The organism is Psychrobacter sp. H27, from assembly GCF_059072655.1.
On the sequence record NZ_JCACRX010000001.1, the window covers coordinates 2,759,558 to 2,785,441 of the forward strand.

General features: G+C 40.1%; 23 protein-coding genes. 21 read left to right on the forward strand and 2 right to left on the reverse strand.

Annotated features, from left to right (window positions below):
• The 13 genes from AC5JPY_RS11435 to AC5JPY_RS11495 all read left to right on the forward strand — a co-directional run bounded on the left by AC5JPY_RS11435 (nucleotide 1) and on the right by AC5JPY_RS11495 (nucleotide 14,098).
• Nucleotides 1-1,605, forward strand: coding sequence for an aldolase catalytic domain-containing protein (locus AC5JPY_RS11435; RefSeq protein WP_493852506.1), 1,605 nt, complete (start codon nucleotides 1-3; stop codon nucleotides 1,603-1,605).
• Nucleotides 1,606-1,657: 52 nt separating this feature from the next.
• Nucleotides 1,658-2,395 (forward strand): 3-deoxy-manno-octulosonate cytidylyltransferase, encoded by a 738-nt coding sequence (locus AC5JPY_RS11440; RefSeq protein ID WP_493852507.1) that lies wholly within the window; start codon nucleotides 1,658-1,660, stop codon nucleotides 2,393-2,395.
• A 2-nt stretch (nucleotides 2,396-2,397) separates the two neighbouring features.
• Nucleotides 2,398-3,051 carry an HAD family hydrolase gene (locus AC5JPY_RS11445; protein WP_493852508.1) on the forward strand — a complete coding sequence of 218 codons (654 nt, stop codon included), beginning with the start codon at nucleotides 2,398-2,400 and terminating at the stop codon, nucleotides 3,049-3,051.
• An 18-nt stretch (nucleotides 3,052-3,069) separates the two neighbouring features.
• On the forward strand, nucleotides 3,070-4,161 hold the full coding sequence (locus AC5JPY_RS11450) for a hypothetical protein (RefSeq protein ID WP_493852509.1): 1,092 nt from the start codon (nucleotides 3,070-3,072) through the stop codon (nucleotides 4,159-4,161).
• 155 nt (nucleotides 4,162-4,316) lie between these two features.
• Nucleotides 4,317-5,282, forward strand: a complete 966-nt coding sequence (locus tag AC5JPY_RS11455) for a glycosyltransferase family 2 protein (protein ID WP_493852510.1) — start codon at nucleotides 4,317-4,319, stop codon at nucleotides 5,280-5,282.
• A 154-nt stretch (nucleotides 5,283-5,436) separates the two neighbouring features.
• Nucleotides 5,437-6,435, forward strand: coding sequence for a glycosyltransferase family 4 protein (locus tag AC5JPY_RS11460; RefSeq protein WP_493852511.1), 999 nt, complete (start codon nucleotides 5,437-5,439; stop codon nucleotides 6,433-6,435).
• Entirely contained in the window at nucleotides 6,436-7,515 is a 1,080-nt protein-coding gene (locus tag AC5JPY_RS11465) for a glycosyltransferase (RefSeq protein ID WP_493852512.1), read from the forward strand.
• 62 nt (nucleotides 7,516-7,577) lie between these two features.
• Nucleotides 7,578-8,762, forward strand: a complete 1,185-nt coding sequence (locus AC5JPY_RS11470) for a hypothetical protein (protein WP_493852513.1) — start codon at nucleotides 7,578-7,580, stop codon at nucleotides 8,760-8,762.
• A 57-nt stretch (nucleotides 8,763-8,819) separates the two neighbouring features.
• The gene (locus AC5JPY_RS11475) at nucleotides 8,820-9,980 is read left to right on the forward strand and encodes a glycosyltransferase family 4 protein (protein ID WP_493852514.1); all 1,161 of its coding nucleotides are present in this window, start codon (nucleotides 8,820-8,822) and stop codon (nucleotides 9,978-9,980) included.
• Nucleotides 9,981-10,154: 174 nt separating this feature from the next.
• Nucleotides 10,155-10,769, forward strand: coding sequence for a sugar transferase (locus tag AC5JPY_RS11480; protein WP_493852515.1), 615 nt, complete (start codon nucleotides 10,155-10,157; stop codon nucleotides 10,767-10,769).
• Between the two features lie 48 nt (nucleotides 10,770-10,817).
• The gene (locus AC5JPY_RS11485; protein WP_493852516.1) at nucleotides 10,818-12,260 is read left to right on the forward strand and encodes a capsule assembly Wzi family protein; all 1,443 of its coding nucleotides are present in this window, start codon (nucleotides 10,818-10,820) and stop codon (nucleotides 12,258-12,260) included.
• 343 nt (nucleotides 12,261-12,603) lie between these two features.
• On the forward strand, nucleotides 12,604-13,482 hold the full coding sequence (gene folD, locus AC5JPY_RS11490) for a bifunctional methylenetetrahydrofolate dehydrogenase/methenyltetrahydrofolate cyclohydrolase FolD (RefSeq protein WP_493852517.1): 879 nt from the start codon (nucleotides 12,604-12,606) through the stop codon (nucleotides 13,480-13,482).
• A 97-nt stretch (nucleotides 13,483-13,579) separates the two neighbouring features.
• Nucleotides 13,580-14,098 (forward strand): phosphate-starvation-inducible protein PsiE, encoded by a 519-nt coding sequence (locus AC5JPY_RS11495; protein ID WP_319049962.1) that lies wholly within the window; start codon nucleotides 13,580-13,582, stop codon nucleotides 14,096-14,098.
• A gap of 61 nt (nucleotides 14,099-14,159) precedes the next feature.
• Here AC5JPY_RS11495 and corA read toward each other — a convergent pair whose 3' ends face one another.
• Both corA and AC5JPY_RS11505 read right to left on the reverse strand, forming a co-directional pair.
• Nucleotides 14,160-15,314, reverse strand: coding sequence for a magnesium/cobalt transporter CorA (gene corA, locus AC5JPY_RS11500; RefSeq protein WP_493852736.1), 1,155 nt, complete (start codon nucleotides 15,312-15,314; stop codon nucleotides 14,160-14,162).
• A 180-nt stretch (nucleotides 15,315-15,494) separates the two neighbouring features.
• The gene (locus AC5JPY_RS11505) at nucleotides 15,495-15,884 is read right to left on the reverse strand and encodes a DUF2237 family protein (RefSeq protein WP_493852518.1); all 390 of its coding nucleotides are present in this window, start codon (nucleotides 15,882-15,884) and stop codon (nucleotides 15,495-15,497) included.
• A gap of 506 nt (nucleotides 15,885-16,390) precedes the next feature.
• Here AC5JPY_RS11505 and AC5JPY_RS11510 point away from each other — a divergent pair.
• The 8 genes from AC5JPY_RS11510 (at nucleotide 16,391) to ispG (ending at nucleotide 25,835) form a co-directional block, all read left to right on the forward strand.
• Nucleotides 16,391-17,686 (forward strand): ATP phosphoribosyltransferase regulatory subunit, encoded by a 1,296-nt coding sequence (locus AC5JPY_RS11510; RefSeq protein ID WP_493852519.1) that lies wholly within the window; start codon nucleotides 16,391-16,393, stop codon nucleotides 17,684-17,686.
• Between the two features lie 153 nt (nucleotides 17,687-17,839).
• Nucleotides 17,840-19,129 (forward strand): adenylosuccinate synthase, encoded by a 1,290-nt coding sequence (locus AC5JPY_RS11515; RefSeq protein WP_319049966.1) that lies wholly within the window; start codon nucleotides 17,840-17,842, stop codon nucleotides 19,127-19,129.
• Between the two features lie 281 nt (nucleotides 19,130-19,410).
• Complete coding sequence (ndk, locus tag AC5JPY_RS11520) at nucleotides 19,411-19,842, forward strand: nucleoside-diphosphate kinase (RefSeq protein ID WP_057759031.1); 432 nt, start codon at nucleotides 19,411-19,413, stop codon at nucleotides 19,840-19,842.
• Nucleotides 19,843-20,127: 285 nt separating this feature from the next.
• Complete coding sequence (locus AC5JPY_RS11525; protein ID WP_319049967.1) at nucleotides 20,128-21,225, forward strand: RNA-guided endonuclease InsQ/TnpB family protein; 1,098 nt, start codon at nucleotides 20,128-20,130, stop codon at nucleotides 21,223-21,225.
• A gap of 190 nt (nucleotides 21,226-21,415) precedes the next feature.
• Nucleotides 21,416-22,645, forward strand: a complete 1,230-nt coding sequence (gene rlmN, locus AC5JPY_RS11530) for a dual-specificity RNA methyltransferase RlmN (protein ID WP_493852520.1) — start codon at nucleotides 21,416-21,418, stop codon at nucleotides 22,643-22,645.
• Between the two features lie 199 nt (nucleotides 22,646-22,844).
• Nucleotides 22,845-23,792 carry a type IV pilus biogenesis/stability protein PilW gene (gene pilW, locus AC5JPY_RS11535; protein ID WP_493852521.1) on the forward strand — a complete coding sequence of 316 codons (948 nt, stop codon included), beginning with the start codon at nucleotides 22,845-22,847 and terminating at the stop codon, nucleotides 23,790-23,792.
• Nucleotides 23,783-24,610, forward strand: coding sequence for a helix-turn-helix domain-containing protein (locus AC5JPY_RS11540; RefSeq protein ID WP_493852522.1), 828 nt, complete (start codon nucleotides 23,783-23,785; stop codon nucleotides 24,608-24,610). Before pilW ends, AC5JPY_RS11540 begins: the two co-directional genes overlap by 10 nt.
• Before the next feature lie 109 nt (nucleotides 24,611-24,719).
• Complete coding sequence (gene ispG / locus AC5JPY_RS11545) at nucleotides 24,720-25,835, forward strand: flavodoxin-dependent (E)-4-hydroxy-3-methylbut-2-enyl-diphosphate synthase (RefSeq protein WP_319049972.1); 1,116 nt, start codon at nucleotides 24,720-24,722, stop codon at nucleotides 25,833-25,835.
• Nucleotides 25,836-25,884: the final 49 nt, after the last annotated feature.

Genomic DNA, 25,884 nt, shown 5'->3' on the forward strand with positions numbered 1-25,884 from the left:
ATGAATATTTTATTACTGGACTGTACATTACGTGATGGCGGTTACTACAATTCTTGGGATTTTTCACCTGAATTAATCAATGACTACCTTGTTGCTATGGAGTCAGCAGGTGTGAATGTCGTTGAATTAGGCTTGAGGTCATTAAAAAATAAAGGGTTCAAGGGAGCATGTGCTTTTACAACTGATGATTTTTTGCGCGAATTGCCTTTACCTAAAAATTTGACCATTGGTGTTATGATCAACGGTAGCGAGCTGGTAGGTGATATTCCATATCATGAGGTATTAGAAAAACTGTTTCCAATTCCAGCAGATGAATCACCAGTTGATCTGGTTCGTATTGCATGTCACGTTCACGAGTTTGAAGAATCATTACCTGCTGTTACGTGGTTAAAGGAAAAAGGCTATAAAGTCGGTTTTAATTTGATGCAGATAGCTGACTGCTCAGAACAAGAAGTAAAAGTATTAGCAAGCTTAGCTGCTAACTATCCAATGGATGTACTATACTTTGCTGATAGTATGGGTGGTATGAACCCTGACCAAGCAGCATCAATAATTAGTTGGCTCCGTAGTGAGTGGTCAGGTGCTTTAGGTATACATACTCATGATAATCAAGGATTAGCTTTATCAAACTCTATGAGAGCCATTAGTGAAGGAGTTACATGGGTAGATGCCACTGTAACCGGTATGGGACGTGGTCCGGGTAATGCCCTAACAGAACAAGTCGCAATAGAACTAGCCGCATATCGCGCTCAACCATTAAATATAGTTCCTCTAATGTCGATAATACGCAAGTATTTTGGACCAATGAAGGAGTCTTATGGGTGGGGAAGTAACCCATATTATTATCTTTCTGGTAAATATAATATTCATCCGAGTTATATTCAAGAAATGTTAAGTGATTCTCGTTATGATGAAGAGGATTTACTAGCTATAATCGAATATTTACGCGTCAAAGGTGGTAAAAAATTCAGCTTAAATGCTTTAGATGCTGCACGACGTTTTTATCATGGAGAACCGCAAGGCAAATGGTCACCAATTAGCATATTTAAAGATAGAAACATTTTGCTGCTAGGTGCAGGACCGAGTGTTGCTAAACATCGTGAAGCATTAGAACGTTATATTCGCAATGAAAAACCGCTGGTATTAGCACTAAATACTCAAAGTGAAATCGATGCAGAACTTATTGACTTACGCGTGGCTTGTCATCCAGTAAGATTATTAGCAGATTGTGATGCACATACTAAACTTATACAACCTTTAATCACACCTTATTCTATGCTTCCCGAAGATGTTCAACTAGAACTAAAAAACAAAGACGTTTTAGATTTTGGTTTGAGTGTAGAAAGCGATACATTTGAGTTTGAAGATGAATATTGCATAGTACCTAATTCATTAGTTGTATCCTATGCACTTGCAATATCTACAAGTGGCAAAGCAAAGCAAGTCTTGGTAGCAGGTTTTGATGGTTATGGTGGAGATGATCCACGTAGTAAAGAGATGCAAAGTTTACTTACAACTTATCGGAAAAGCGAAAAAGCATTACCAATACAAGCTATCACACCAACACGCTATAATATTGATAGCAAATCCGTATATGCATTGTAGTTAAATAATATTGTTGTTCGTTCGATAGCTTGTAATATTGATGAGGAGAAGTATGCGTAGTGTCGTTATTATACCTGCACGATTCAATTCGAGTCGCTATCCAGGTAAACCACTAGTGAAGCTATTAGGTAAGCCTATGGTGTTATGGGTTGTAGAGCTATCTTCACGGGCAGTAGGTAGAGAAAACGTTTACGTCGCTACTGACGATCAACGTATTGCTAATGTTGTTGATCAGGCTGGTTTTCAGTTTATTATGACTTCCAACGAAGCACTCACTGGGACAGACAGGTTAGCTGAAGCAGCTGAAAGGATAGAAGCTGATATTTTTATCAATGTTCAAGGTGATGAGCCTCTAGCTTCTCCAGAAGATATTATCAAAGTACGCGACGAAAAAGTAAGAAATATCGATTACGTCATCAACGGTTTTAGCTGGATAGGTAGAGAAGAAGATCCTTCTAGCATCAACATACCAAAAGTTATTACCAACGAATCAAATGACTTGATTTATATGTCACGTATAGCTTTGCCCGGGTATAAAGATAAAAAAAATGCGCCGCTGGTTTATAAGAAGCAGGTATGTATATATGCGTTTACTAAGTCAGAATTAAAAAGTTTTAGTAATTTCGGTAGAAAAAGTGAATTAGAGAAAAGCGAGGATATTGAAATTCTTCGTTTTTTAGAGTTAAATAAAACTATTAAAATGGTTGAAACAAAAGCAGGCAGTCTTGCTGTAGACATACCTGAAGATGTAATACTAGTAGAGAAAGCTTTAAAAATAAATGAAGGATAGTCATGAAAAAAAAACTGCATCAATACAAGACAATTGTTTTTGACTGCGACGGAGTGATTTTAAACTCTAATCAAATTAAAACAAAAGCTTTTTATCAAGTAGCTTTACCTTATGGTAAAGTTGCAGCAAATTCTTTGGTTGAATACCATGTAGAAAATGGTGGCATATCGCGCTACGAAAAATTTAAATATTTCTTAGAAAAGATAGTTCCGAGCGCATCTAGCACTGATCTAGAAAGCCTGCTATATAACTACGCTAAAATAGTACTGGATGGTTTACTGGATTGTGAATTATCACCTGGAGTTGCACAGTTACGCGAAGCAATGCCAAATATAAATTTTTTAATAGTTTCAGGTGGAGATCAACAAGAACTTCGCTACGTTTTCCAAAAGAGAGGAGTGTCTGATTATTTTAACGGCGGAATATTTGGTAGTCCAGATAATAAGGATCAAATTTTAAAGCGTGAGATAGCCAATGGTAACATTGAACAGCCAGCGTTATTTTTAGGTGATAGTAAATACGATTATCTTGCTTCGACAAGCGCTGGTATGGATTTTGTCTTCATTAGTGGTTGGTCAGAGTTTGAAGATTTTAATGAATATTTTTTAGATAAAAATATTAAGTGTGTTGACTACATTTATAACTTTAAAATTTAACATGGTTAACTAAATAGAATGAAAATTTTTACTAAAGGTCTTTTGGTATCAGCAAGAAAATTGAAGTCTGTATATCTTTTAAAAATTGCATACTGCTTTGTGACTAAAAAAAGTGATGCATTATCTTGTTACTATATAGCCTTAAGATATTTTACTACTGATAGTGTTAGTTTAGATATTGTATTAAATATATTGATTAAATTTGATCTATCGTTGGCAGAAATAGCTCATCCAATCTTGGAAGGATACCTTAAAGAAAATATTAGAATTGATAATATTGAAAAGCTAAATTTTATGATTCAAAAAGATTCTAATTGTAGCAACATAAATAGCTTTAATATGTTAGTCAAATATATTTATTGTTTTCTAAATAAGGATTTCATACTATCTTATAAGATATGGAAAGATTTCGACGATGTAAATAAGTGTTTATCTAATTTAAGAGATGATATCAATAATAAAAAAATAAATAATAAAAAAATTGCGATTATCCTACCTGGAATTTCTAAAATTGAATTTGGAAAAGAAATTGATCAGTATGACTTAGTTGGAAGGACAAGTTTACAACCACCTTCTAAGGAAAACCATAAATACTCTGGGTCTCGTTTGGACTATTCCTTTCTTAATAATGATAGGTATACCGAGTTTCTTAATTGGGATAATAATGATTTATTGAATCTTTCAACAAAGGTAGTGTCCAATATTAGCTGTAAAAAAATAAATAATGTAAATATAAAAAATATTCCTATCCTTGAAATGGAAGAGCCTGATGCTCCTATATGCAGTTATAGTTTTATAACTTTAAGAATCGCCCACTGGTGTTTAAACAGGGGTTCTATGAAACCTTATTTCTATAATGGCGACTTTTACCTCAATGATAAGATATATGAAAGTGAAAATTATGATTTGAAAGAAAAATTATTAGAAGAGAGAAACATAATCAACTCTTATCTACTACATGATATATTTTTTGTTCATGCTTCATTGAAAATCCTTTATCAAAAAAATTTAGTAGGCGCTAGAGGGACTTTAAGGAATATATTAGAGATGTCTGGAGAAGAGTTCGCTCAAGCTTTAACGAAAAGATGGAACGACAATATTAATATATAGAATTTCTTTACTAAAACTCAGTTAAGATAAATACCATTTATTATAAGCTAACAATGCTTGTGTTTTATTTAGATCGTTTTAGTTTAATTTTTTTATGAAGTCATACCAATTACTCTTTTTTAGATGGCTTCTCTATATATGAACTCAAGGTAGATATGTATAATTCAAATGTTAGTGTGGTTATTCCATTTTTTAATAGATCTTCATTTTTAGAGCGAACGTTAGATAGTGTCTTAGCTCAAAAGCTAAAACCTAGAGAAGTCTTTGTGGTTGATAATGGATCTAGTAAGGAAGAATACGCATCTGCAATTAGAATCGCAAGCTATAAAAAATATTTAAGTTTAAATTTAAGCTGTGTTTCTACTGAAAAGTCAGGCAATGCAAATTACGCGAGAAATCTTGGATATTCTTTGGCCTCTACTAAATATGTTGCTTACTTAGACTCAGATGACTGGTGGGAGGCAAGTCATTTAATAGATTCTATTGAAATACTATCTAAAAGTGATGCGGCAGCTGTTTATTCGGGTGCTATAATTCATCAGAGTAATAAAGTAGTTAAAAATTTCTCTACTGATATAAATTTTTTCGATAGTCCTTTTGATATTATCCTCTCTCAGGACGGCTATATCGCGATGACTCCCACTTATGTAGTCGACAAGGAGAAAATAGGAAATATTGTATTGTGGGATGAGAACCTAAAAAGACATCAAGACTATGATTATTTTTCCTCTATATTTTATAAAACAGAAGGTTGGTGCTACTGTCCTGAAGCAAATGTCAACGTTGATTGGAATGAAGGTGGAACTCAGAAAAAAGATGTAGACTTTGATTCATTTGTCTATTTTTGTAAAAAATGGGGTTCTCAAATTCCAGATAGTATTCTTAAACCTTATCTATTGACCATGCTTAAGCTAAGCTACGATCATAAAACATCCCCAGAAAATAAAATATTTTATAGAAATATGATGAATGCCAATGGCTATTTTTCTGATTCTGTCTATAAAATTCAAGCTGAAACAATATCAATATTAGCATACAACAATGTTATCAAAGTACTAAATTTTTTAAGAATAAAAAAGAAAATTCAAAGCACTATTAAATTTTTGAGAAAAAATACTTGAAAACTAATTATTAAAATTTAGTCTGTAGGCCTTTTCGGGCAACTACTTTTCTTACAAACTATATATACTGAGTTTATATATGATATGTATTTATTCCTCTAGCGAAAAAATTTGGGGCGGTGGTCAGATTTATATAGAGAACTTATGTCGTTACATGAATGATAAAGGGATCGCTACTTCAATCTTAACTTCAGAACCAGATACATTTACTTGTCCTACAATGAAAATGAATTCAGTCGCTTCCAAACCCAAGCGATTGTCAAGCTCCTTGACGCTTACAAAGCAGCTCAAACGTGCTGGAGTTAAGGTTATTGTACTCAATGACCTAGGTTCTCTTTGGCTCGCTCCAATGTTCAAGTTACAAGGATTTAAAGTAGTTTCTCTTTTACATTTATATCTACAGAAAAAAAATGCCGCTGGATTGGGTCATAATGATATTGAGTATCGTTTATTAAGATTCTCAAGTCATTTTTGCGATAAAGTGTTTAGCGTAAACAAAGAAAACTTAGCTACTTTTCCAGTCGAAGTTGATTTTGTAGGTAACTGTATATCACCTTGGTTTTTTGGCAAATCTGAAGCAGTAAAGAAGTATGATTTAGGCATTATATCTAGGCTATCTCAGGAAAAAAATATTCCTCTCTTTATTGATTTAATTAAACGCCTTAATGCTCGAAGTGACGAACCAATTAAAGCACTTATCTTGGGACGCGGTGAAGAAAAAGATAATATTGTTAAGGCTATCAAATTCGCCGGTCTAGAAGGCAATATAGAGTTGCAAGACTGGGCTGATAGGAATGAGTTACCAACTATATACGATAGCATCAAATGTTTTGCTATCACTAGTCATCATGAAGGATTTGCGACTACGCTACTTGAGGCACACGCACGAGGTGTACCTGCTATTACAACCGAAAGTGCTGGATTCTGTGCTGAGTTTATAGAGGGTTTCGGTTCTACAACTGGCATCTCTTTTGTTCCTGAAGATGTAGACTCCATAGATTTTCAACAAAACGTACTTTCATTAATTGATCATGCGGACGATTATTATGATGCCTGTATTGATAAGGCTAAGATATTTAGTGAGGATAAAGTACTAGGCCAAATTAGTGCAGGGGTTGAGGCTTTGATGGACAACAAATACAAGGTAAGCTAAGTGAAAGTATTATTAGTAATAACTGGGCTTGGTATGGGTGGTGCTGAGCATGTAGTAGTCAATCTAGCTGATGCGCTTGTTGAATTAGGCCATAAAGTAAAAATAGCTTACCTAACGGGGAATGTCATAGTATCTCCTAAAAATACTGAGATAGAATTGATACCAATAAAGTTAAATAGTCAGAATGACTTTATAGGAGCTTACCTCAGATTAAGAAAAGTAGTTAAGAAATTCAAACCTGATGTAGTGCATAGTCACATGTTTCATGCCAATACGTTATCAAGATTAATACGCTTAACAGTAAATATACCTAAGTTAGTTTCTTCATCTCATAATACAAATGAAGGTGGTCGCCTTAGAATGCTAGCTTATCGCCTAACTGATAACTTAGTTCACATTTCAACGAATGTCAGTCAAGAAGCGGTAGATTCTTTGGTGAAAAAAAGAGCTGTTCAATCGGGTCGTATGCTGAGTATTGCTAATGGTATAAATGTTGATTACTTTCACTTTGATGAAGCTGCTCGAAAAAGTAAGCGTACTGAACTGCATGTTACCGATCAAAAATTAGTTTTAGCCGTAGGTCGTTTAAATCCTCAAAAAGACTATCATAATTTACTCAACGCTATTCATTTATTAAAAGAAAAAAGACAAGATTTTAAGTTCTTTGTCGCTGGTGATGGTCCTCTTAGAGAAGAGCTTATACTGCTAGTTCAAAAGTTAGGAATTTCTAAGTTTGTTGAGTTTTTAGGTATACGTCGAGACATTCCAGCCTTAATGTCAGCTAGTGATATATTTGTCCTATCGTCAGCATGGGAAGGGTTTGGTCTAGTCATTGCAGAAGCTATGGCGACTGAACGTATTGTTGTAGCTACGGATTGTGGGGGTGTTTCTGAAGTAGTCGGTTCAAATGGGTTCCTCGTTCAGCCTAATAATAGTACTCTATTAGCACAGGCACTCAACAGAGCTCTAGATCTGGATGATAATGAGCGATCTATTATCGGAGCTGCTGCGAGAAAACGCATCATTGACAATTACTCCTTAAGTGCAAACGTCAAAGCCTATCTTAAGTTGTATAACTAGCAATACATACAACCAATTTGATAGAGTATTTTCATATGATATTAAGTTACAGAGACAATTAAATGTCAGATCTTAGCTGGATCAACGCCTATGGTTTTTTTGGTGTTAGGCTATTCGAATTGCCGAGCCTACTAGTTTGTTTACTATTAATACTTTTGCTTGGATATAAATTTCAAATAAAGCAAAAATATCAAATAACATTAATCCTCCATTGTTTTTTACCTTTCGTACTAAACGATGTCTTGTTTGATGCCTCTTACATGCCTGACCAATTTAAGTACTGGCGAGGTGTTAATGCATTAAGAAATGGTGAGTTAAGTTATATCGATGCACTAGTAAATGGTGGAAATGTCGAGCAAGCAAGTGCTCTTTTGGCCTCCCTTCCTTTTTTTTCACCTGTTTCAGTTATAAGTTTAGGGTTCTATAATACTTTCTTATACATTATCCTGTTTCTGGTTTTATATGTAAAAAAAATATTTACAAAAGTATCTATATGGTTCTATTTATTATTCCCAAGCGCTGCTTTGTATACAGCACTAAGTTTGAGAGAAACATTAATTTTTTTCTTTATGATTTTGACCTTGGTTTATGCTCGCGAATCTAAAATATTTAAAAGTATACTTTTTGTCGCTCCTTTATATTTGATCAAATTTCAAAACTTTTTTATTTTGGGTCCTATCGTCTTATTATATTTCATGTTTAACGTTGCAAGAAAAGGCATGGGAGTAGCTAAGGCAGTTACTATTGCTGTTATTGGTCTAGTGGTTTTATTGTTCTCAGCACCTATCGCAATTCCTATACTCAACCGTTCTAGGGTCGCTATGTTTGTTGAAGACGGCGGTAGAGCAGAAGATATTAGTCTTATTACTGGCGCAGGTGACTTTGTATTTCAGGGTTTGACCTCAGCGCTTTATTTCTTATCTAAACCTTTACCTTGGGAAGCAGCGAGTGCTTTACAGCTCGTTCAGTCAATTGAAAATTTAGCAGTATTGGTAATTTTATTCTTGATCACTCGCGAAGCTTGGCGAAAATTCCCTGATAAACTCACCTTCTGGCTGCTATTTATGGTGTTATCTATGTCTGTGTATGGTTTGGTAGTGGCAAACTACGGTACAGCCGTACGTTATCGCTACCCATTTGTAATGATTTACGTGTTGTTTGTCTGCGCAGACTGCAATATTACTAGACTGAGAAGTAATAAAAGAATAAAGAACTATACTCAACCTATATTTAAATCTTCAGAATAAACTTAAATTTTGTGGCCTAAATTTTATTATCTATATCCAATATACTGTGTACTAACTATGAAATTTTTAATATGTGCCAACTACTTACCTCATGTGCTGAACTTTCGCGGTAAGTTATTACAAGATATCGCTGCACTAGGCTATGAGATACATGTAGTAGCACCAGACCTAAAGGCTTATGCTACAGATTACAATGTCTTAAGTGAGCTTGGATACAGTCTACATGAAGTACCTATGCAACGTACTGGTACCAATCCTATTGCAGATACAAAAATGCTCATGGCGATGTATAGTCTATTGCATGAGATACAGCCTGACTTTATGCTCTCATATACTATCAAGCCCGTTATATACGGCACGTTGGCTGCTTGGCTTGCTAAAGTGCCTAATCGTTTCGTATTGATTTCTGGACTGGGTTATACCTTTCAGCAGGTGGAAGAAACGAGTAAACGTACAGTATTTCAAAAACTCGTCCATGGTATGTATCAACAAGCACTAAAAAAATCATCAAAGGTATTTTTTCAGAATACAGATGATCGTGACTTATTTAAAAGTTTAAAGTTGTTAAGTTCTAAAACGCCCAGTGTGGTAGTAAATGGATCAGGTGTTGACGTCACTGATTTTGATGTCTTACCGTTTCCTAGAGATACGGCAGGGAGTATCAAACCTTCTTTCTTATTAATTGCTAGATTACTCAAAGATAAAGGTATATTAGAGTATGTAAGGGCAGCTAAAAGGATAAAGGCAGAATATCCTAATGCTGAATTTCATTTGGTAGGCTGGATAGACGAGAACCCTGCAGCCATCAGTCAGACTCAGCTAGATGATTGGATAAAGGACGGTGATATTAACTATTGGGGTAAGCTTGACGATGTTCGTCCGGCAATACAGGAGTGTTCTGTATATGTACTGCCCTCATACCGTGAAGGCACGTCGCGTTCTGTGTTAGAAGCAATGTCGATGGGTAGAGCAATAATTACTACAGATGCTCCAGGGTGCCGTGACACTGTGATATCTGGTGACAATGGCTACCTTGTTCCTGTCCAAGCTGTTGATGAGTTAGTCGATGCCATGAAGCACTTTATAGATAACCCTAGCTTGTATGAAAAAATGGGTCATGCATCTAGAGGTTTTGCTTTGGAAAAGTACGATGTAAAAAAAGTAAATGCACATATGATCTCTGAAATGGGGTTAATGTTATTAAGTAATAAGTTATAAACGTATGATGTTGTAATATATTAATTATTATATATACTCTTGTATTTCCTACTTACTTAAAAGCGATACTTTCCAATTGTTTATCAATAAGAAGTTATTCAAAAGTAAAGATATCAAATATGAATTGCTACTACAAACGCTAATTAACGTTAATTAAAGATGCTGGGTTTATAAATGCTTAAAAGAATATGTGACATTACAATCGCCACAACTGCTCTAATTACTCTCTCACCTGTGTATACTGTAGTGGCGTACAAGGTCAAAAAAAATTTAGGCTCACCGGTCTTATTTCGCCAAACTAGAGCAGGTATTCATGGTGAACCTTTCAAAATCTATAAATTCCGTACTATGACAGATACAACAGATTCTGAAGGTAATGTGTTACCAGATGAAGATAGATTAACTGAATTTGGTAAACAGCTTCGTGCGACCAGTCTCGATGAACTTCCTCAGTTATGGAATGTCATTAAAGGTGATATGAGCATTGTGGGTCCTCGTCCTCAGCTTATGGAGTACCTGCCTTATTATAACGAAGAACAGTTTCGACGACATTTGGCTCGACCAGGTGTGACAGGATACGCACAAGTAAACGGTCGCAATGGTATCAGTTGGGAGAAGAGGTTTAAGCTAGATGTCTGGTATGTTGATAACCAATCCATGTTATTAGATATCAAGATTCTTTTAAAAACTGTCAAGCAGGTTGTTACCCGAGAAGGTATTAGCGCTGAAGGTGAGGCGACAATGAGTAGGTTTACTGGCAATATAGTAGAAAACGAAGCAAAAGAGTAAATAAGCCATTTGGTTAACGTTGGCATAACTATAGATGAGTAGGTCATTATGTACAAAAAAATAAGCGTTTTACTAGGCTTTGGTATGGTGTCTGTATTAGCATCTGCTCAAAATCTGTATATGAATGATATGAAACTGAAGTCAGAGCTTGACTGGTTGAATGCCCAAGGTGTGACGCATATCAGCACCAGCACATGGCCATTGACTGCTAATGAAATTGCAAATGCACTCAATACGGCTAAAGTGACGACTGATACTCAACAAAGAATATTGCAGTCTGTACGTATCATGCTTGCTCAAAATCCAAACTCTTTAGTCAAAGCAGAGGCAGAAGCTTACTTACAAACAAACCGCCAGCAGCTGCCACAAACTTTTGCAGATGACAATCTGGCAGGACAACAGATATCAGCTGCGATAGGACTCAGTGAAGAGAACTGGGAGATGAAGCTACAAGCCAACGTAAAAAACGATGAGCTTATCGATGACGATAGTGATGTTAGTTTTGAGGGGTCGTATATCGCTGGTACGGCAGCCAATCAGTGGTTAATAGCAGGTAAAATTCCAGCATGGTGGGGCCCAGGGAATGATGGTAGCCTTATCCGAGGGGATGCCAGCATCCCGGTCACAGGTATTACCATGCAGCGCGATACACAAACTGCACCGACTAACCAGTATTTGAACTGGGTTGGCCCTTGGCAATATCAGCTGTTTGCTGGTCAATTAGATGATTATGAGGCCATACCAGATGCTAAGCTATTTGGTGCTCGCCTCACTGCGAGTCCATGGGAGTGGTTAGAAGTTGGTGCGTCTCGAACCTTTATGTGGGGCGGAGAAGGTCGTCCAGAGAGTTTTAGCTCCTTTGGTGATGCTGTTTTAGGTACTAAAGATAATGAGGCTACTGCAGGTAATACTGACAATGATCCGGCCAATCAGTTGGGTGGTTTTGATGCCAAAATACAGTTAGCACCGCTACTTAATGTACCAGCGAGTGTCTATGGACAATATGTTGGCGAAGATGAAGCGGGTGGTCTTCCAGCCAAAAATATGTATTTAGCGGGCGTAGACTATGCTTCTGAAGCTTATGGAAAACCCTATCAGTTATATGCTGAATACGCAGATACTCGTAGTAGTGGAGAAGTAAAAGGTGTGTCTTACGATCATTTTTTATACACCGATGGCTATTACCAACAGGGCTATCCGCTCGGACACTCTTTAGGCGGTGATGCTGAGAGTGTATCAGTAGGTGGTAAGCTATGGCTCGATAGTCGGAACTTTGTCAATACAAAACTGCAATATGCCAAAGTAAACCAAGCGGATGAGGCAGACAATCAAGCCTTTCCAACGACGGCTAAATTAACAGCTATTGACGTATCATGGGCACACCAATGGCAACCTCAGACACTAATAACGAGTAGGGTATGGGCGGTAGACTCTGATACTCAGTCAACTGATATTGGTGCAGGTGTGGGTATAGAGTTCCAGACTTATTAGACAAGAATAAGTGAATACCTTAGCGCTTTAAAAATTAAGAAACGGTCTACTAATATTATAGTAGGCTGTTTTTTATTTGAGCTGTTGCTAGAGCTACGTGTTGGTAAATTGACGCGTATGTTCTATAAGTAATTGTCAATTTGATAGCCCTTTACTTGTATATTGCATAGCAATAGTTAAAGAATTAGTTTTTAGCGGTACTCTAATACATGCTAGGATTTTGCAGCGTACACAGGTACAATATTATTCTTAGTCAAAGGTTGACGAAGCAAAGGACAGGCATGCAAAGTATTTGCGCGCGCTGTCTTTATTTTTTTATATCGTACCCCCTATTGGAGTTACTATGTCTACTGCTCAAGAATCCGCCACCGTTTTGGACGGCAAAGCACTTGCCAAACAAATAGAACAGGATCTGCGTACACGCGTTGATACGATAAAGGACAAGACTGGACGCACCCCAAGCCTTGCCACGATATTGGTTGGTGATGATCCTGCTTCTGCAACTTACGTTCGCATGAAAGGTAATGCTTGTAAGCGTGTTGGTATGGATTCTATACGTGTTGAGATGCCAAGTGCGACAACCACTGAGCAGTTGATGGCAAAGATAGATGAGCTAAACAGTAATTCAGATGTACATGGTATTTTGCTGCAACATCCAGTCCCTGAACATATCGATGAGCGCGCGTGCTTTGAGCAGATTGACTTGGCAAAAGATGTCGATGGCGTGACTTGTCTTGGTTTTGGTCGTATGGCTATGCAGCAGCCTGCCTACGGCTCATGTACACCGCAAGGCATCATGCATTTGTTAGAGCATCATAATGTCGAATTATCAGGTAAAGAAGCGGTAGTTGTGGGACGTAGTGCTATCTTGGGCAAACCAATGGCGATGATGCTACTCAATGCCAACTGTACGGTGACCATTTGCCATTCAAGAACCCAAGATCTAGCAGCACATATCAGACGTGCCGATATTGTAGTTGGTGCTGTGGGTGTGCCTGAGCTGATTAAAGCAGAGTGGATCAAAGCAGGCGCCGTTGTCGTTGATGCAGGCTTCCATCCAACAGATGATGGCGGTGTTGGTGATATTGAAATGCAGGGTATGGAAAATATTGCCAGTGCTTACACCCCAGTGCCAGGCGGCGTTGGTCCAATGACTATCAATACGCTTATTCGCCAAACGGTCGATGCTGCTGAAAAATCAGCAGGTCTGAACATCAGCTGAAAGTAGTGAAATGAATGCTGATCGCCGATAGTTAAGAGGCTTGAGGCAATATAGACTCAGGCTAAATCAACCACCTTTTAGTTGATAGGACCTAAAAATGTCTAAGAAAAACGTAGGTTTTCATGAGCGACTGCAAGGCATTGGCAGAGAATTTGTCGATATCTGTCATTACGTCATTTTGTTTTTAATCAGCGTGGTGGTGGTTTGGACGGCAGGCAAGGAGTTTGTCGATATTGTCCAAAAGGGTTCAGCGGACTTAAAAGATATTTTGATGCTGTTTATTTACCTTGAGCTGTTGGCCATGATAGGTATCTATTTTAAAACCCATCGTTTACCCGTTCAGTTTTTGATATTTATTGCCATAACCGCATTATCACGACATTTAGTTGTCGACGTACAGGCGGTCTCGGATTATTTTCATCTATGGCTACTGGCGACAATTTCTGTAGCGATCATGCTGTTGAGTGGCGCTATTGTAGTGCTGACGTGGACCGCAAAAACCTTTGGTCGCCCAGAGGATAATCTCGACAAACAGTATGCAAATTTAACGGTCAAAGCCATGCTACCTGATGACGCGCAAGCACCGGATAGTCATACAAAGCATCGCCGTGAGTAATGTTTGATACCTATATAAAAAAAGGCTACCAGTGGTAGCCTTTTTTTATATAAATGAGTGATCACAGCCATTTTAGTTTTTTGAAATTGTAGTATAAGAAGCTACACAACGCGATGATGATAATCATGATCACAAGGTAAGCGTATTTCCAATGCAGCTCAGGCATAAAATCAAAATTCATCCCATAGATACCAGCAATAGCAGTCGGCACTGCTAAAATACCTGCCCATGCTGCAAGCTTACGTACGACTTCATTCTGCCCCATATTGACCATGGCCATATAGGTATTCATAACCACACTCAACATTTCATTGAGACCATTGATGGCGTCTAGTGAGTGCAAGAGATGGTCATTGACATCGCGGAAGTATGGTTTGGCTGCTTGAGAGAAACCAGAGACAATTTCGCTTTTTTTATGATTGATAAAGAAGCTACAGATGTCTTGGACTGGTAGGATAATAGCCCGCATATGTACCAGCTGCGACTTGAGTTCATAGAGGTTTTTTAGTGTGCTTTTATCAAACTCATAGGTAAAGACATAGCGCTCTTGCTCGCGCAAATACCGACCCAAGCGATCAGTGATCGGCATATAGTTATCAACGATAAAATCAAGTATGGCATGTAATACAAAGATAGGACCCATACGTAGCTTTTCAGGGCGACGGTGGCAATGCTCACGGACAGGGGCGTAGGAGTTTGATGGACCATTACGAATAGTAATCAAGTAGTTTTTGCCCATGAATATCGCAGTCGTACCATAGCGAATGACATTGTCCTCAAGCTTAGCAGTACGTAGCACCACAAAGACCATGTCGTTATCGTAGTTTTCTACCTTGGCACGCTGATGATCAGCGAAGGCATCTTCAATTGCCAACTCATGGATATCAAAAGCATCTTTTACTTTGACCATGGTTTCTAGGCTGGGGTCATAGAGACCAAGCCAAATAAACTGACCGTTATTACTAAGCGCACGGCTCACATCATTGAGTGCCACCTTGTCTATATTTTCGCCTGTCTTGCGAGAGTAAGCATAACAATTGACCACTTCATCAGCACTCGATGAATCAATATCTTCATAGCGCTCAGAATCAGGATCGTAGACCGTCATGGTCTCGATAGTATCTTCTGTTGTCGCATCAACATCGCCATAAATATAGCTGTCATCACCATCCAAATAGAGGTGCTTGTCATTCATATTGGCATAAATGTGGCTCATATTAGAGTCAGGAGCAATATGAGCCGTTTTTTTGATTAATTGGTTATTGTCGTTTTCCATACATCCTCCTGCCACATAATAAAAAACTGCAATAATCTAAAATTTTAAGTATAAAAGCCGTGAACATGACTACTGTGACTAAATATGGCTAAATACTAATGCCCTTTATTTAGTAACCCTCTATAAGGCATAGCTTTTTAGGGTATCAATATCTACCAATGCCAATAAGCTTTCGTGACACGCTTCTAGTTTGATTTGTGGCGCGATATCAAAGTCTAGCGCTTCAACCCAGCGCAGCGCACAAATGCACCAATAATCACCAGGCTTGAGACCTGCAAAATTGTATTCAGGTAGCGGGGTAATAAGATCATTACCGCGACCGGCCGAAAAGTTCAAAAATTCACTGGTCATCTTGGCGCAAACTGTGTGCTGACCGACGTCGTGATTGCCAGTATGACAAAAGCCGTTGCGGTAATAGCCGGTGATAGGATCGAAGCAGCAGCTGGCAAGGGCAGTACCTAGTACGTTGGTTTGGTTGTTGGCGGGGTTTGGGTGATAATCAGATGACATAAGGCTTCCGAGATAAAAATATGTGTTAGTGTACCATGAGTATGTGTCAAAAACGCTGATGTAAACATGCGCAGCACTCGATGTATAACAAAAAGTACACGCTATCGTCAGCCACCCCTTTAGTAAATAAGCATCGCGTTAAATCCTCTCGTAGGCAGGTCGTAGATAGGGCTATATCTGCTTTACTTATAAGGCACCATTAGATGCTAATTAGATAACGATTGGATATAATTGTCACTAGGCGAACCTTAAGTGCTATGCTAAACTAAAGCATAAAGTGCCTTGATTATTTGTCGCAATTTTTTAGCGCACAAAGATACTCGTCTTATCATTCAAAATTATACTTATTATTCACCCTTTTGCGGTTACCTGGTTTGTTTATAAATAATTGGGTCAATGATGTTGCGTGTTGAAAAAACACGGCATCAATATTTGACAAAACAACCCTTTGAGTACCGCTTCAGTACCGCGTTTTTGGTAAGCGATACGCCAAACAAGGATTTATTGTGTCTGTTAGTTCTGATTCTACAAAACCTACCCAGCAAAACTCCATAAACGAGACAGCAGCTCAGCCTGCAAAGGACAGCGCTGCATCTAATAGCATGCCCTATCTGAGTGGTTTTGCGAGCGATGTTGCCAACAGCTGGCTATTACCTGATGGGGTAGTCGATGTACTGTTCGAAGATGCGCATAAGCAAGAAGTGCTTAGGCATCAATTGATTGAGCAGCTTATCACTCATGGCTATCAGCTTGTTTGTCCACCGATGCTCGAGTTTACTGAGTCCTTGCTCAGTGATGCATCAGAAGATCTCAAGCGTCAGACCTTTAAGATCATCGATCAGCTGACCGGACGTCTAATGGGTGTGCGTGCTGATATTACGCCGCAGATCTTACGTATAGATGCGCATCATGGCGGTACAGGTATTGCACGTTACTGTTACGTTGGTGATGTGATCCATACCTTACCATCAGGACTGTTTGGCTCGCGTACACCGTTACAGTTAGGTGCTGAAATATTTGGTTGTGAATCACTGACAGCAGATATTGAGCTGATTGATGTGTTGTTTACGATGGTAAATAACTTAAATATGAGCGCCGCGCTTCATATCGATTTGGGTCATGTAGCGATATTTAAGCGCCTAGCTGAATTGGCTGAGTTACCAGATAACGCGACTGAGCGCTTGATGTACCTATATGCCAACAAAAACCTTCCAGAACTCAAGCGCGTCTGCCGTGAGTTGCCGATGGGCGATGATTTTTATGTGTTGGCACGCTTCGGTCATGATATTGCAAACTTGTTGGCCAAATTGTCAGACGCAGCGCAACAAGACAGCCAAATCGCAACCGCTGTGGATGAGCTACAACGTCTAAAATCTCATTTAGAAGATCAGTGGCAGTGCCCAGTCAGTATCGATGTGACCGAGCTATCAGGCTATCACTATCATACGGGTATCGTATTCAACGGCTATATCAATAGTGAGACCCAGCCACTAGTACGTGGTGGTCGCTTTGATGGTATGCAGAGCCAAACGCAAACCTTACGCGCCGCCACCGGCTTTAGTATGGATATCAGTCGCTTGCTCGCTCATACACAGCTTGATGCGCCAACTATTGTACTGGTTGATTTTGGATCACTGGCTGACGCAACTGCAGATGAGACACAAACGCTATCTGTGCAAGTTGAGAGTCTGCGTCAGCAAGGTTATCACGTCACCATGCCATTAAACGCAGATGATCGTCCACATGACGTTACTCATCGACTGGTTATGACGGACAATCAATGGCATCTACAAACTGTTTAGTTGCCAGTTCAATAAATACAATTTATTAAGTACACGTTATTAGAACGCTCAATGGTTCGTTAGATAAAAAGATACAGTAAATAAAGCATGAAGCTATTTTAGCTTTCCGACTGTTATTGCACACACCTCAATACATAAAGGTAAGGATTGATCATGGGTAAGAATGTTGTAGTCTTGGGTAGCCAATGGGGCGACGAAGGTAAGGGTAAAATCGTTGATTTACTTACCGAAAAAGCCTCAGCAGTAGCCCGCTTCCAAGGCGGTCATAATGCTGGTCACACGTTGGTTGTCGATGGCAAAACCACTGTCTTGCATTTGATTCCATCAGGTATCTTGCGTGAAGGCGTTACTTGCTTTATTGGTAATGGCGTGGTGCTCGCACCTGACGCATTACTAAAAGAGATGAAAGAGTTAGAAGACAACAACGTCCCAGTGCGTGAGCGTCTGCGTATCTCTCCAAACTGTCCACTTATCATGCCTTATCACGTGGCACTTGACCAAGCTCGTGAAGCCAAGCGTGGCAGCGGTAAAATTGGTACAACGGGTCGTGGTATCGGTCCTGCCTACGAAGACAAAGTAGCACGCCGTGCAATCAAGCTTGCCGATTTGTTCCGTGACGATCTAGAAGAAAAGCTACGTAACCTCATCGAATATCACAACTTCCAACTGACTGAGTACTACAAAGTTGATGCGATTGATTTTGATGAGACACTCAAGCTATGCCAAGAATGGAAAGAAGAAATCAAAGGTATGGTTACTGATGTCACCGAAGACCTAAATCAATTGCGTCTTGCTGGCAAGAACCTCATGTTTGAAGGTGCTCAAGGTACACTACTTGATATCGATCATGGTACTTATCCGTTTGTGACCAGCTCAAGTGTAACAGCAGGCGGCGTATCAACGGGTACTGGTATCGGTCCATTATACTTAGACTACGTACTTGGTATCACCAAGGCTTACACCACGCGTGTTGGTAGTGGTCCATTCCCAACAGAATTGTTCGATGATGTTGGTGCTCATTTAGCCAAAGTCGGTCATGAATTTGGTGCGACGACTGGCCGTGCGCGTCGCTGTGGTTGGTTCGATGCTGAAGCATTACGCCGTGCCGTGGTGCTGAACTCGATGTCAGGTATCTGCTTAACTAAGCTTGATGTACTAGATGGTCTTGAAGAATTGCTCATCGGCGTGGGTTACAACCTACCTGAGACTGAGTGTGCAGGCGCGCATGATGCTGAATTCTATGAATCAGTAACGCCTAAGTACGAGACTATGCAAGGCTGGAGCGAGTCAACGGTTGGTGTTACTAACTATGACGATCTACCAGAGAATGCAAAAAAATACATCAAACGTATCGAAGCATTGATCGGTTGCCCAGTTGATATCATCTCAACTGGTCCTGATCGCGAAGAGACGATCGTATTACGTGACCCGTATGATGCTTAATTTTTACTATATATCTTAGTGAGTCGTTTTTAGTATTAATAAAAATCCCAGTGCTGAGCATTGGGATTTTTACTTTTTTGCAAGGTATGGTCATAAATTAACCCTATCATTTATAGCCTTAATCATTATAATAGGCAGCAATCCTATGTTGGCACTCAGGTATTAGATTTGACTAACTATGAGTTGGTTCATTCAGCTGAGGTCAATATGGCGGCTAAAGATAAAACAAAGCATTAACTCTTTCATTTTTTATCGAATTTATCATTTATTAGGAGCTTTTCATGGCTAACGAACGTACTTTATCTATCATCAAACCTGACGCAGTTGCTGGCAACCACATCGGCGCTATCTATAGCCGCTTTGAACAAGCTGGTCTAAAAATCGTTGCAGCTAAAATGCTACAACTTGATGACGAAAAAGCAGGTGGTTTCTACGCTGAGCATGCTGAGCGTCCATTTTACAATGACCTAAAATCTTTCATGATGTCAGGTCCAGTATTGGTATCAGTACTAGAAGGCGAAAACGCTATCGCTCAGCACCGTGAAATCATGGGCGCTACTAACCCAAAAGAAGCGGCTGAAGGCACTATCCGTGCTGACTTCGCTAGCAGTATCGATGAAAACGCAGTACATGGTTCAGACTCAGCTGAATCAGCAGCACGTGAAATCAGCTACTTCTTCAGCGATGATGAAGTTTGTGCACGTACGCGCTAATAGCAGCAGTTATTGATATCAGCTACCCTGTAGCATAGTGAGTGTTAATGATTGGTTTTGCAAGACGGCTTATATCTTATGGGTATAGGCCGTTTTAGCTATTTGCTGATGGGCAACTTAGATTATAATAAAGCAATCTAGATTGAAATTATCTGAAGAGTCCCTCATTATAAGTCCTATTTATTCTTACCAAAATCGTCATAAAGTCTTGCAATTTAGGATAGTGATATAAAGACTCACATATCGTCGGTTGATTTCCCTGTCAGATTGCTAAACACTCAAACTATGAAAACACTTAAATTACGCATCAAAAACAAGCACGTCAATCAGCTCAATAAACTGGCTGAGGCGGTTAATTTTGTGTGGAACTATGTAAATGATTTGAGTTTTAAGCATGTGCAACGTACTGGGCGTTTCTTTTCAGCTTACGATATTGCACCGTACACCAAAGGTGCAGGCGAATTTTTAGGTCTGCACAGCCAAACGCTTCAAGCAATCACTGAAACTCATGCTAAAAGCCGAAAACAATTTAAAAGAGCCAAATTAAACTGGCGTACCAATAATCCGAAAGCCAAACGTAGGTCGCTTGGCTGGATCCCTTTTAAGAAATCTGCAATCAGGTATTTGGGTATCAAGAAGGCAGGAAAGAAAAGTCTTAAATCTATAATTCAATTTAGCCTTGCAAAAGGCCAAAAAATTACTATCGACGTCTGGGATAGCTATAACTTATCTTTGTATAACATTAACACCTGTGAGCTCGTACAAGACAGCCGTGGACTATGGTATGCGTGCGTGACTGTTAAAGAGCACTCAAACTTGAAGTGTGGTACTGGTAAGGTTGGTATCGACTTAGGATGTAAAAAAGCGGCAACTACCAGTGATGGCGATACTCTAGCTACCAAGCTAACTTATGAATATGCAGCTAAATTAGGCATTGCTCAACGAGCCAATAATAAAAGGCGTGTCAAAGCGATTCATGCCAAGATAAAAAATACCCGGCAACATCTAATCCATGTTTTCACCAGCAAACTGGTTAAAAACAACAATATAATTATTATTGGTAAACTTCAATCGAGATCATTCATCTCAAGCAAGCTAGCAAAATCTGTTTATGATGCTAGTTGGTTCGAAGTGAAGCGGCAACTGGATTATAAATGCAAGCATGCAGGTTGCCGTTACTTAGAAGTGAATGAAAATTACACAACCCAAACCTGTTCGTGTTGCGGTTCACGCCAAAACAGTCCGAAAGGTAGAAAAGGCTTAGGAATAAGAGAATGGTCTTGTGCTCAGTGTGGCACAACGCATGATAGAGATGTCAATGCGGCAAAGAATATTCTTGCGGTCGGGCTTGACCGTCTAGCAGTAGGAATCTCTTCATTTTAGAGAGGAAGTCAACAATCCCTTATCAGCATCCTCTAATCAGTATCAACGCGTTGTATTGGCATTGGTTGCTCATGAGATAAACGCTACGCTCATAACGGATTGCTCATGCATTCAAGCCATACGTGTGTACGGCAACGCTCATATCAATAATTGCATCGCTTATTAGACTGATGCAAAAAGGTTACCTATTATGTCAACTGTTCAAGCACCAACCCAGCATATACCTGCCAAGCTTACTGATAGCATCAAATTAGTAGATGAGGCACATGCCAAAACCAACCTACTCGGCATGACCCAAGCGCAGCTGGCTGATTACTTCAAAAGTATCGGCGAAAAACCTTTTCGTGCTACTCAGGTTGTTAAATGGATCTATCAGCATGGGGTTACCGACTTTGAGCAAATGACCAATTTGAGTAAATCATTGCGCGATAAGTTGTCACTTAATGCTTGCGTGGTACCGCCAAAGGTTATTCATCGCCAATACAGCGATGATGGTACACGTAAGTGGGTGTTTGAAGTGACGGGCGGCTCACTGGTTGAGACGGTGTTGATTCCAGCAGATGACAGTAAGCTAAATGGCCGTAAGACGCTATGTGTGTCTTCACAAGTCGGCTGTGCGCTTGATTGTAGTTTTTGTAGTACGGGTAAGCAGGGTTTTGAGCGCGATTTGAGTGCCGCTGAGATTATTGGACAGCTATGGGTTGCCAATGCCTCATATATGACTGACGAAAACGAAAGCTTAGAAAATGTCGATCACAGTCTATGGGAAAACAATGTCACCAACGTCGTCATGATGGGTATGGGTGAGCCGCTATTAAACTATAAGCCAGTGGTTGGCTCAATGGAATTGATGCTCAGCGATCATGCTTATGGGTTATCAAAGCGCCGTGTGACTTTATCAACATCAGGTGTCGTTCCCAAAATGTATCAACTTGCCCAAGACATCGATGTGGCATTAGCGATCTCATTGCACGCGCCAAACGATGAGCTGCGTAATGAGCTGGTACCAATAAACAAAAAGTACCCGCTAGATGAGCTGATTGCCGCTGCAAAAAACTACGTCTATGATGTTAATCCACGTCACAAAAAGCACGTCACCATTGAGTATGTGATGCTCGATGGGGTCAACGACAGCAATGAACATGCGCATCAGTTGGTCGCACTATTAGACGGTCTACCAAGTAAGATCAATCTTATCCCGTTCAATCCGTTCCCACACGCGCCATATGATAAGTCGAGCAACAACCGTATTCATGCGTTTAGTAATATACTTAGCGAAGCTGGATTTGTCTGTACTATTCGCCAAACGCGCGGCGATGATATCGACGCGGCTTGTGGTCAGTTGGTTGGACAAGTGGCTGATCGTACCAGACGTTCGGCTGCATGGCAGCAAAGCATCAAGGATCGTGAAAACGGTTGATATATAAATCATAGGTGTTCTTAACGTAGATGCTTAACTGTCATTTGTCTGTCGCAACGGTAACGAAAATGTATCAATAACGCTCGAGACTGAAGAGCACAGCAATTAATAACAACTAAATTGTACTTATAGGGGTTAAATCTATTAAACTGATGCTCGATGACCAAATGCATTGAACCACAGTTTTATGATGGCGGCTATGATGACTTCTAAAAATTCTTGTCAGTTTGAACCTAACAAACCATTTTTTAAACGTTACAAGCAGATAGGCGCGATGACGACTCATGTCAATGTATCGAAGAATGTACCGAAACAAATGTTGTTTGTGGCTGTGCTCGCAGGATCATTATTAAGTGGTTGTCAGAGCACGCCAAGTAATGATCTGACAGGTGGTACAGTCTATCAAACCTCTACGGGCGCAAGCGGTGATCGCAATTCAGACCAACAAGAAGTTGCACGTGTGCGCACCTCACTGGCGGCACAATATATCCGTAAAAATGAGCTGGATGCGGCGCAGCGTCAGCTCGAAAAAGCCTTTACTGCCGATAGCCGTTACGCGCCAGCCTATGATATGATGGGCGTTTTGTTGCAACAAGAAGGCAGCCGCATCAATCTTGCAAAAGCCGATCAGTACTTCAAAAAAGCAATCGCGCTAGACAAAGATTTTGTGCAAGCACACAATAATTATGGTGTTTACTTGTCACAGGCGAAGCGCTATCGCGAGGCGGCAGAGCAGTTCGAGATTGCAGGCGCATCATTAGGCTATGAAGGCCGTATCGGTGCATTAGAAAATCTAGGGCGCACATACCTTCAGCTGGGTGATAACAGCGCTGCTGCTAAAGCGTTCCTGCGAGCGCTTGATGGTAACCGCAATAGCATCATCGCCCATATTGAATTGGTTGATTTGTTGCTTGAACAACAGCGCGTACCTCAGGCTCAAAGATTATATGATGAGACATTGATATTGGTGCAAGGGCAGGGCATCAGCCCCCGCTTACTCCTACAAGGTATCAAACTTGCGGCAGCACAAAAAAACACGACAACGCGCCAGCAATTGGCCCAGCAGCTTTTATCTGCTTATCCACTGAGCGATGAAGCGAAACAACTTAAGACTTGGCTTAACAATCCAGAGGCACCATGGAAATGACCACCCCATCATCGAACACTCAATCTAACGCTCAGGGATCATTTGGTGCCATGTTGCAGCAAGCCCGAAAAACTAAGCAAGTCAGTTTAGATGAGGCGGCTGCCGAGTTATTTATTTTAAAACGCCATCTAGAGGCATTAGAGAGCGAGAACTTCTCTGAACTACCACAAGCCACATTTGCTCGTGGCTTTGCCATCAACTATGCCAAATACTTAGGTCTGGATTCAGCCAAAATCGCAAGTAGCTTCGATGCCGCCTATCCTAATGAGCTTAAAGCCAAGTCAGTAAATAACACGGATACGCCACTGCGACCAATGGGAACATTGCAGCGTGATACGCATAGTCGTATCCGTTTCAATCCACTATTGATCATCGGTGTGATTGGACTCATTATTTTGGCGATATTTTTATTCCGTATGGTGAGTAATGCGAGTAAAGAAAATAACCAAGAGCCTGTCGCTGCTGTGGAAGATGTATCAGCCATAGAGCAAGCGCAGGGGGCCGCGATTAATATTGATAATGATGCCAGTAGCGTTGGCGCTTCTGGCTCTGCGCTGAATCTGGGTGATGCCAATGCTAGTACAGCTTTTTTGAATGTTAAGTTGAGCGATGATGCCGTAGTTAGTATCACTGATGCCTCTGGCAATAATCTGATTAGCGGGGACCAGACAGCTGGCGACTATGATCTATCAGGTATGCCACCATTCGATGTGCAAATCGATAATATCGATAATGTCAGCTTGATGCTTAACCAAGAAACGGTCGCTTTAGAGACTTATGCAACTGATAAGCAAGCGACTTTTGAGTTAACGCCTTAATTGTTGATGAAAGGTTTGATTGCCTGTTTTCGCTAAAGTGGTCACATGTGCAAGCTCGTTTATATATACAAGCCAGTGGCTTTTTTATTTTTGATTCAAGGATTTATGTATGTCAATGCCATCACCTATCAACCGTCGTTTGACCAAAAAAATCTATGTGGGTGATGTTGCAATTGGTGGTGATGCGCCAATCAGTGTGCAGAGCATGACCAATACTGACACCTGTGATGTGGCCGCAACGGTCGCCCAAATTGAGCGCTGTGTTGAAGCTGGCGCTGATCTAATGCGGGTGTCAACGCCAACGATGGACACGGTAAAAGCCTTTGGCGAGATTCGCAAACTTGTGAGCGTGCCTCTCATTGCGGACGTACATTTCGATCATAAAATCGCCCTAGCAGTTGCTGAAGCAGGCGCTGATTGCTTACGTATCAACCCTGGTAACATCGGTAGCGATGCCAAGGTGCGTGAAGTGGTTGCTTGTGCTAAACATCATAATATTCCTATCCGTATTGGCGTCAATGCAGGCTCTCTAGAAAAAGACATTCAGCGCAAATATACTGAGCCAACTGGGGAGGCGATGCTTGAGTCAGCGATGCGCCATATCGATATTTTAGAGCGCCTTAACTTTGATCAGTACAAAGTATCTGTCAAAGCCAGTAATGTGTTTTTGACATTGGATGCTTATCGTCTGATATCAGCACAAATTGATAATCCACTTCATCTTGGGGTAACCGAAGCTGGGGTATATCGTACTGGTGCGGTAAAGTCTGCAATTGCCCTTGGTGGTCTCTTATTAGACGGTATTGGTGATACTATTCGCATCTCTTTAGCTGCCGAGCCTGAAGAAGAGATTAAGATTGGTTTTGATATCTTAAAATCGCTGAATATCCGTTCAAATGGTGTCAACTTTATTGCTTGCCCAAGTTGCTCACGTCAAGAGTTTGATGTGATTAGAGTGATGACAGCGTTAGAGTCGCGTTTAGAAGATATCCGTGAACCGATGGATTTATCCGTCATCGGCTGCAAAGTAAACGGTCCAGGAGAAGCAAAAGAGGCAGATATTGGTATCGTTGGCGCCGCACCAAGATCGCTAGTCTATCGTATGGGCGAAAAAAGCCATCTTATTGATACCGACAATTTGGTCGATGAAATAGAAAGCATGGTTCGTGCTCACGCAGAAGACTTGGCAAAAAAGCGCGAAAACGAAATCATTCGCGTAAGATAGGCCAGTGTGTTGATATATGTTTCAAACTGATACACAACGTCAAGTAGTT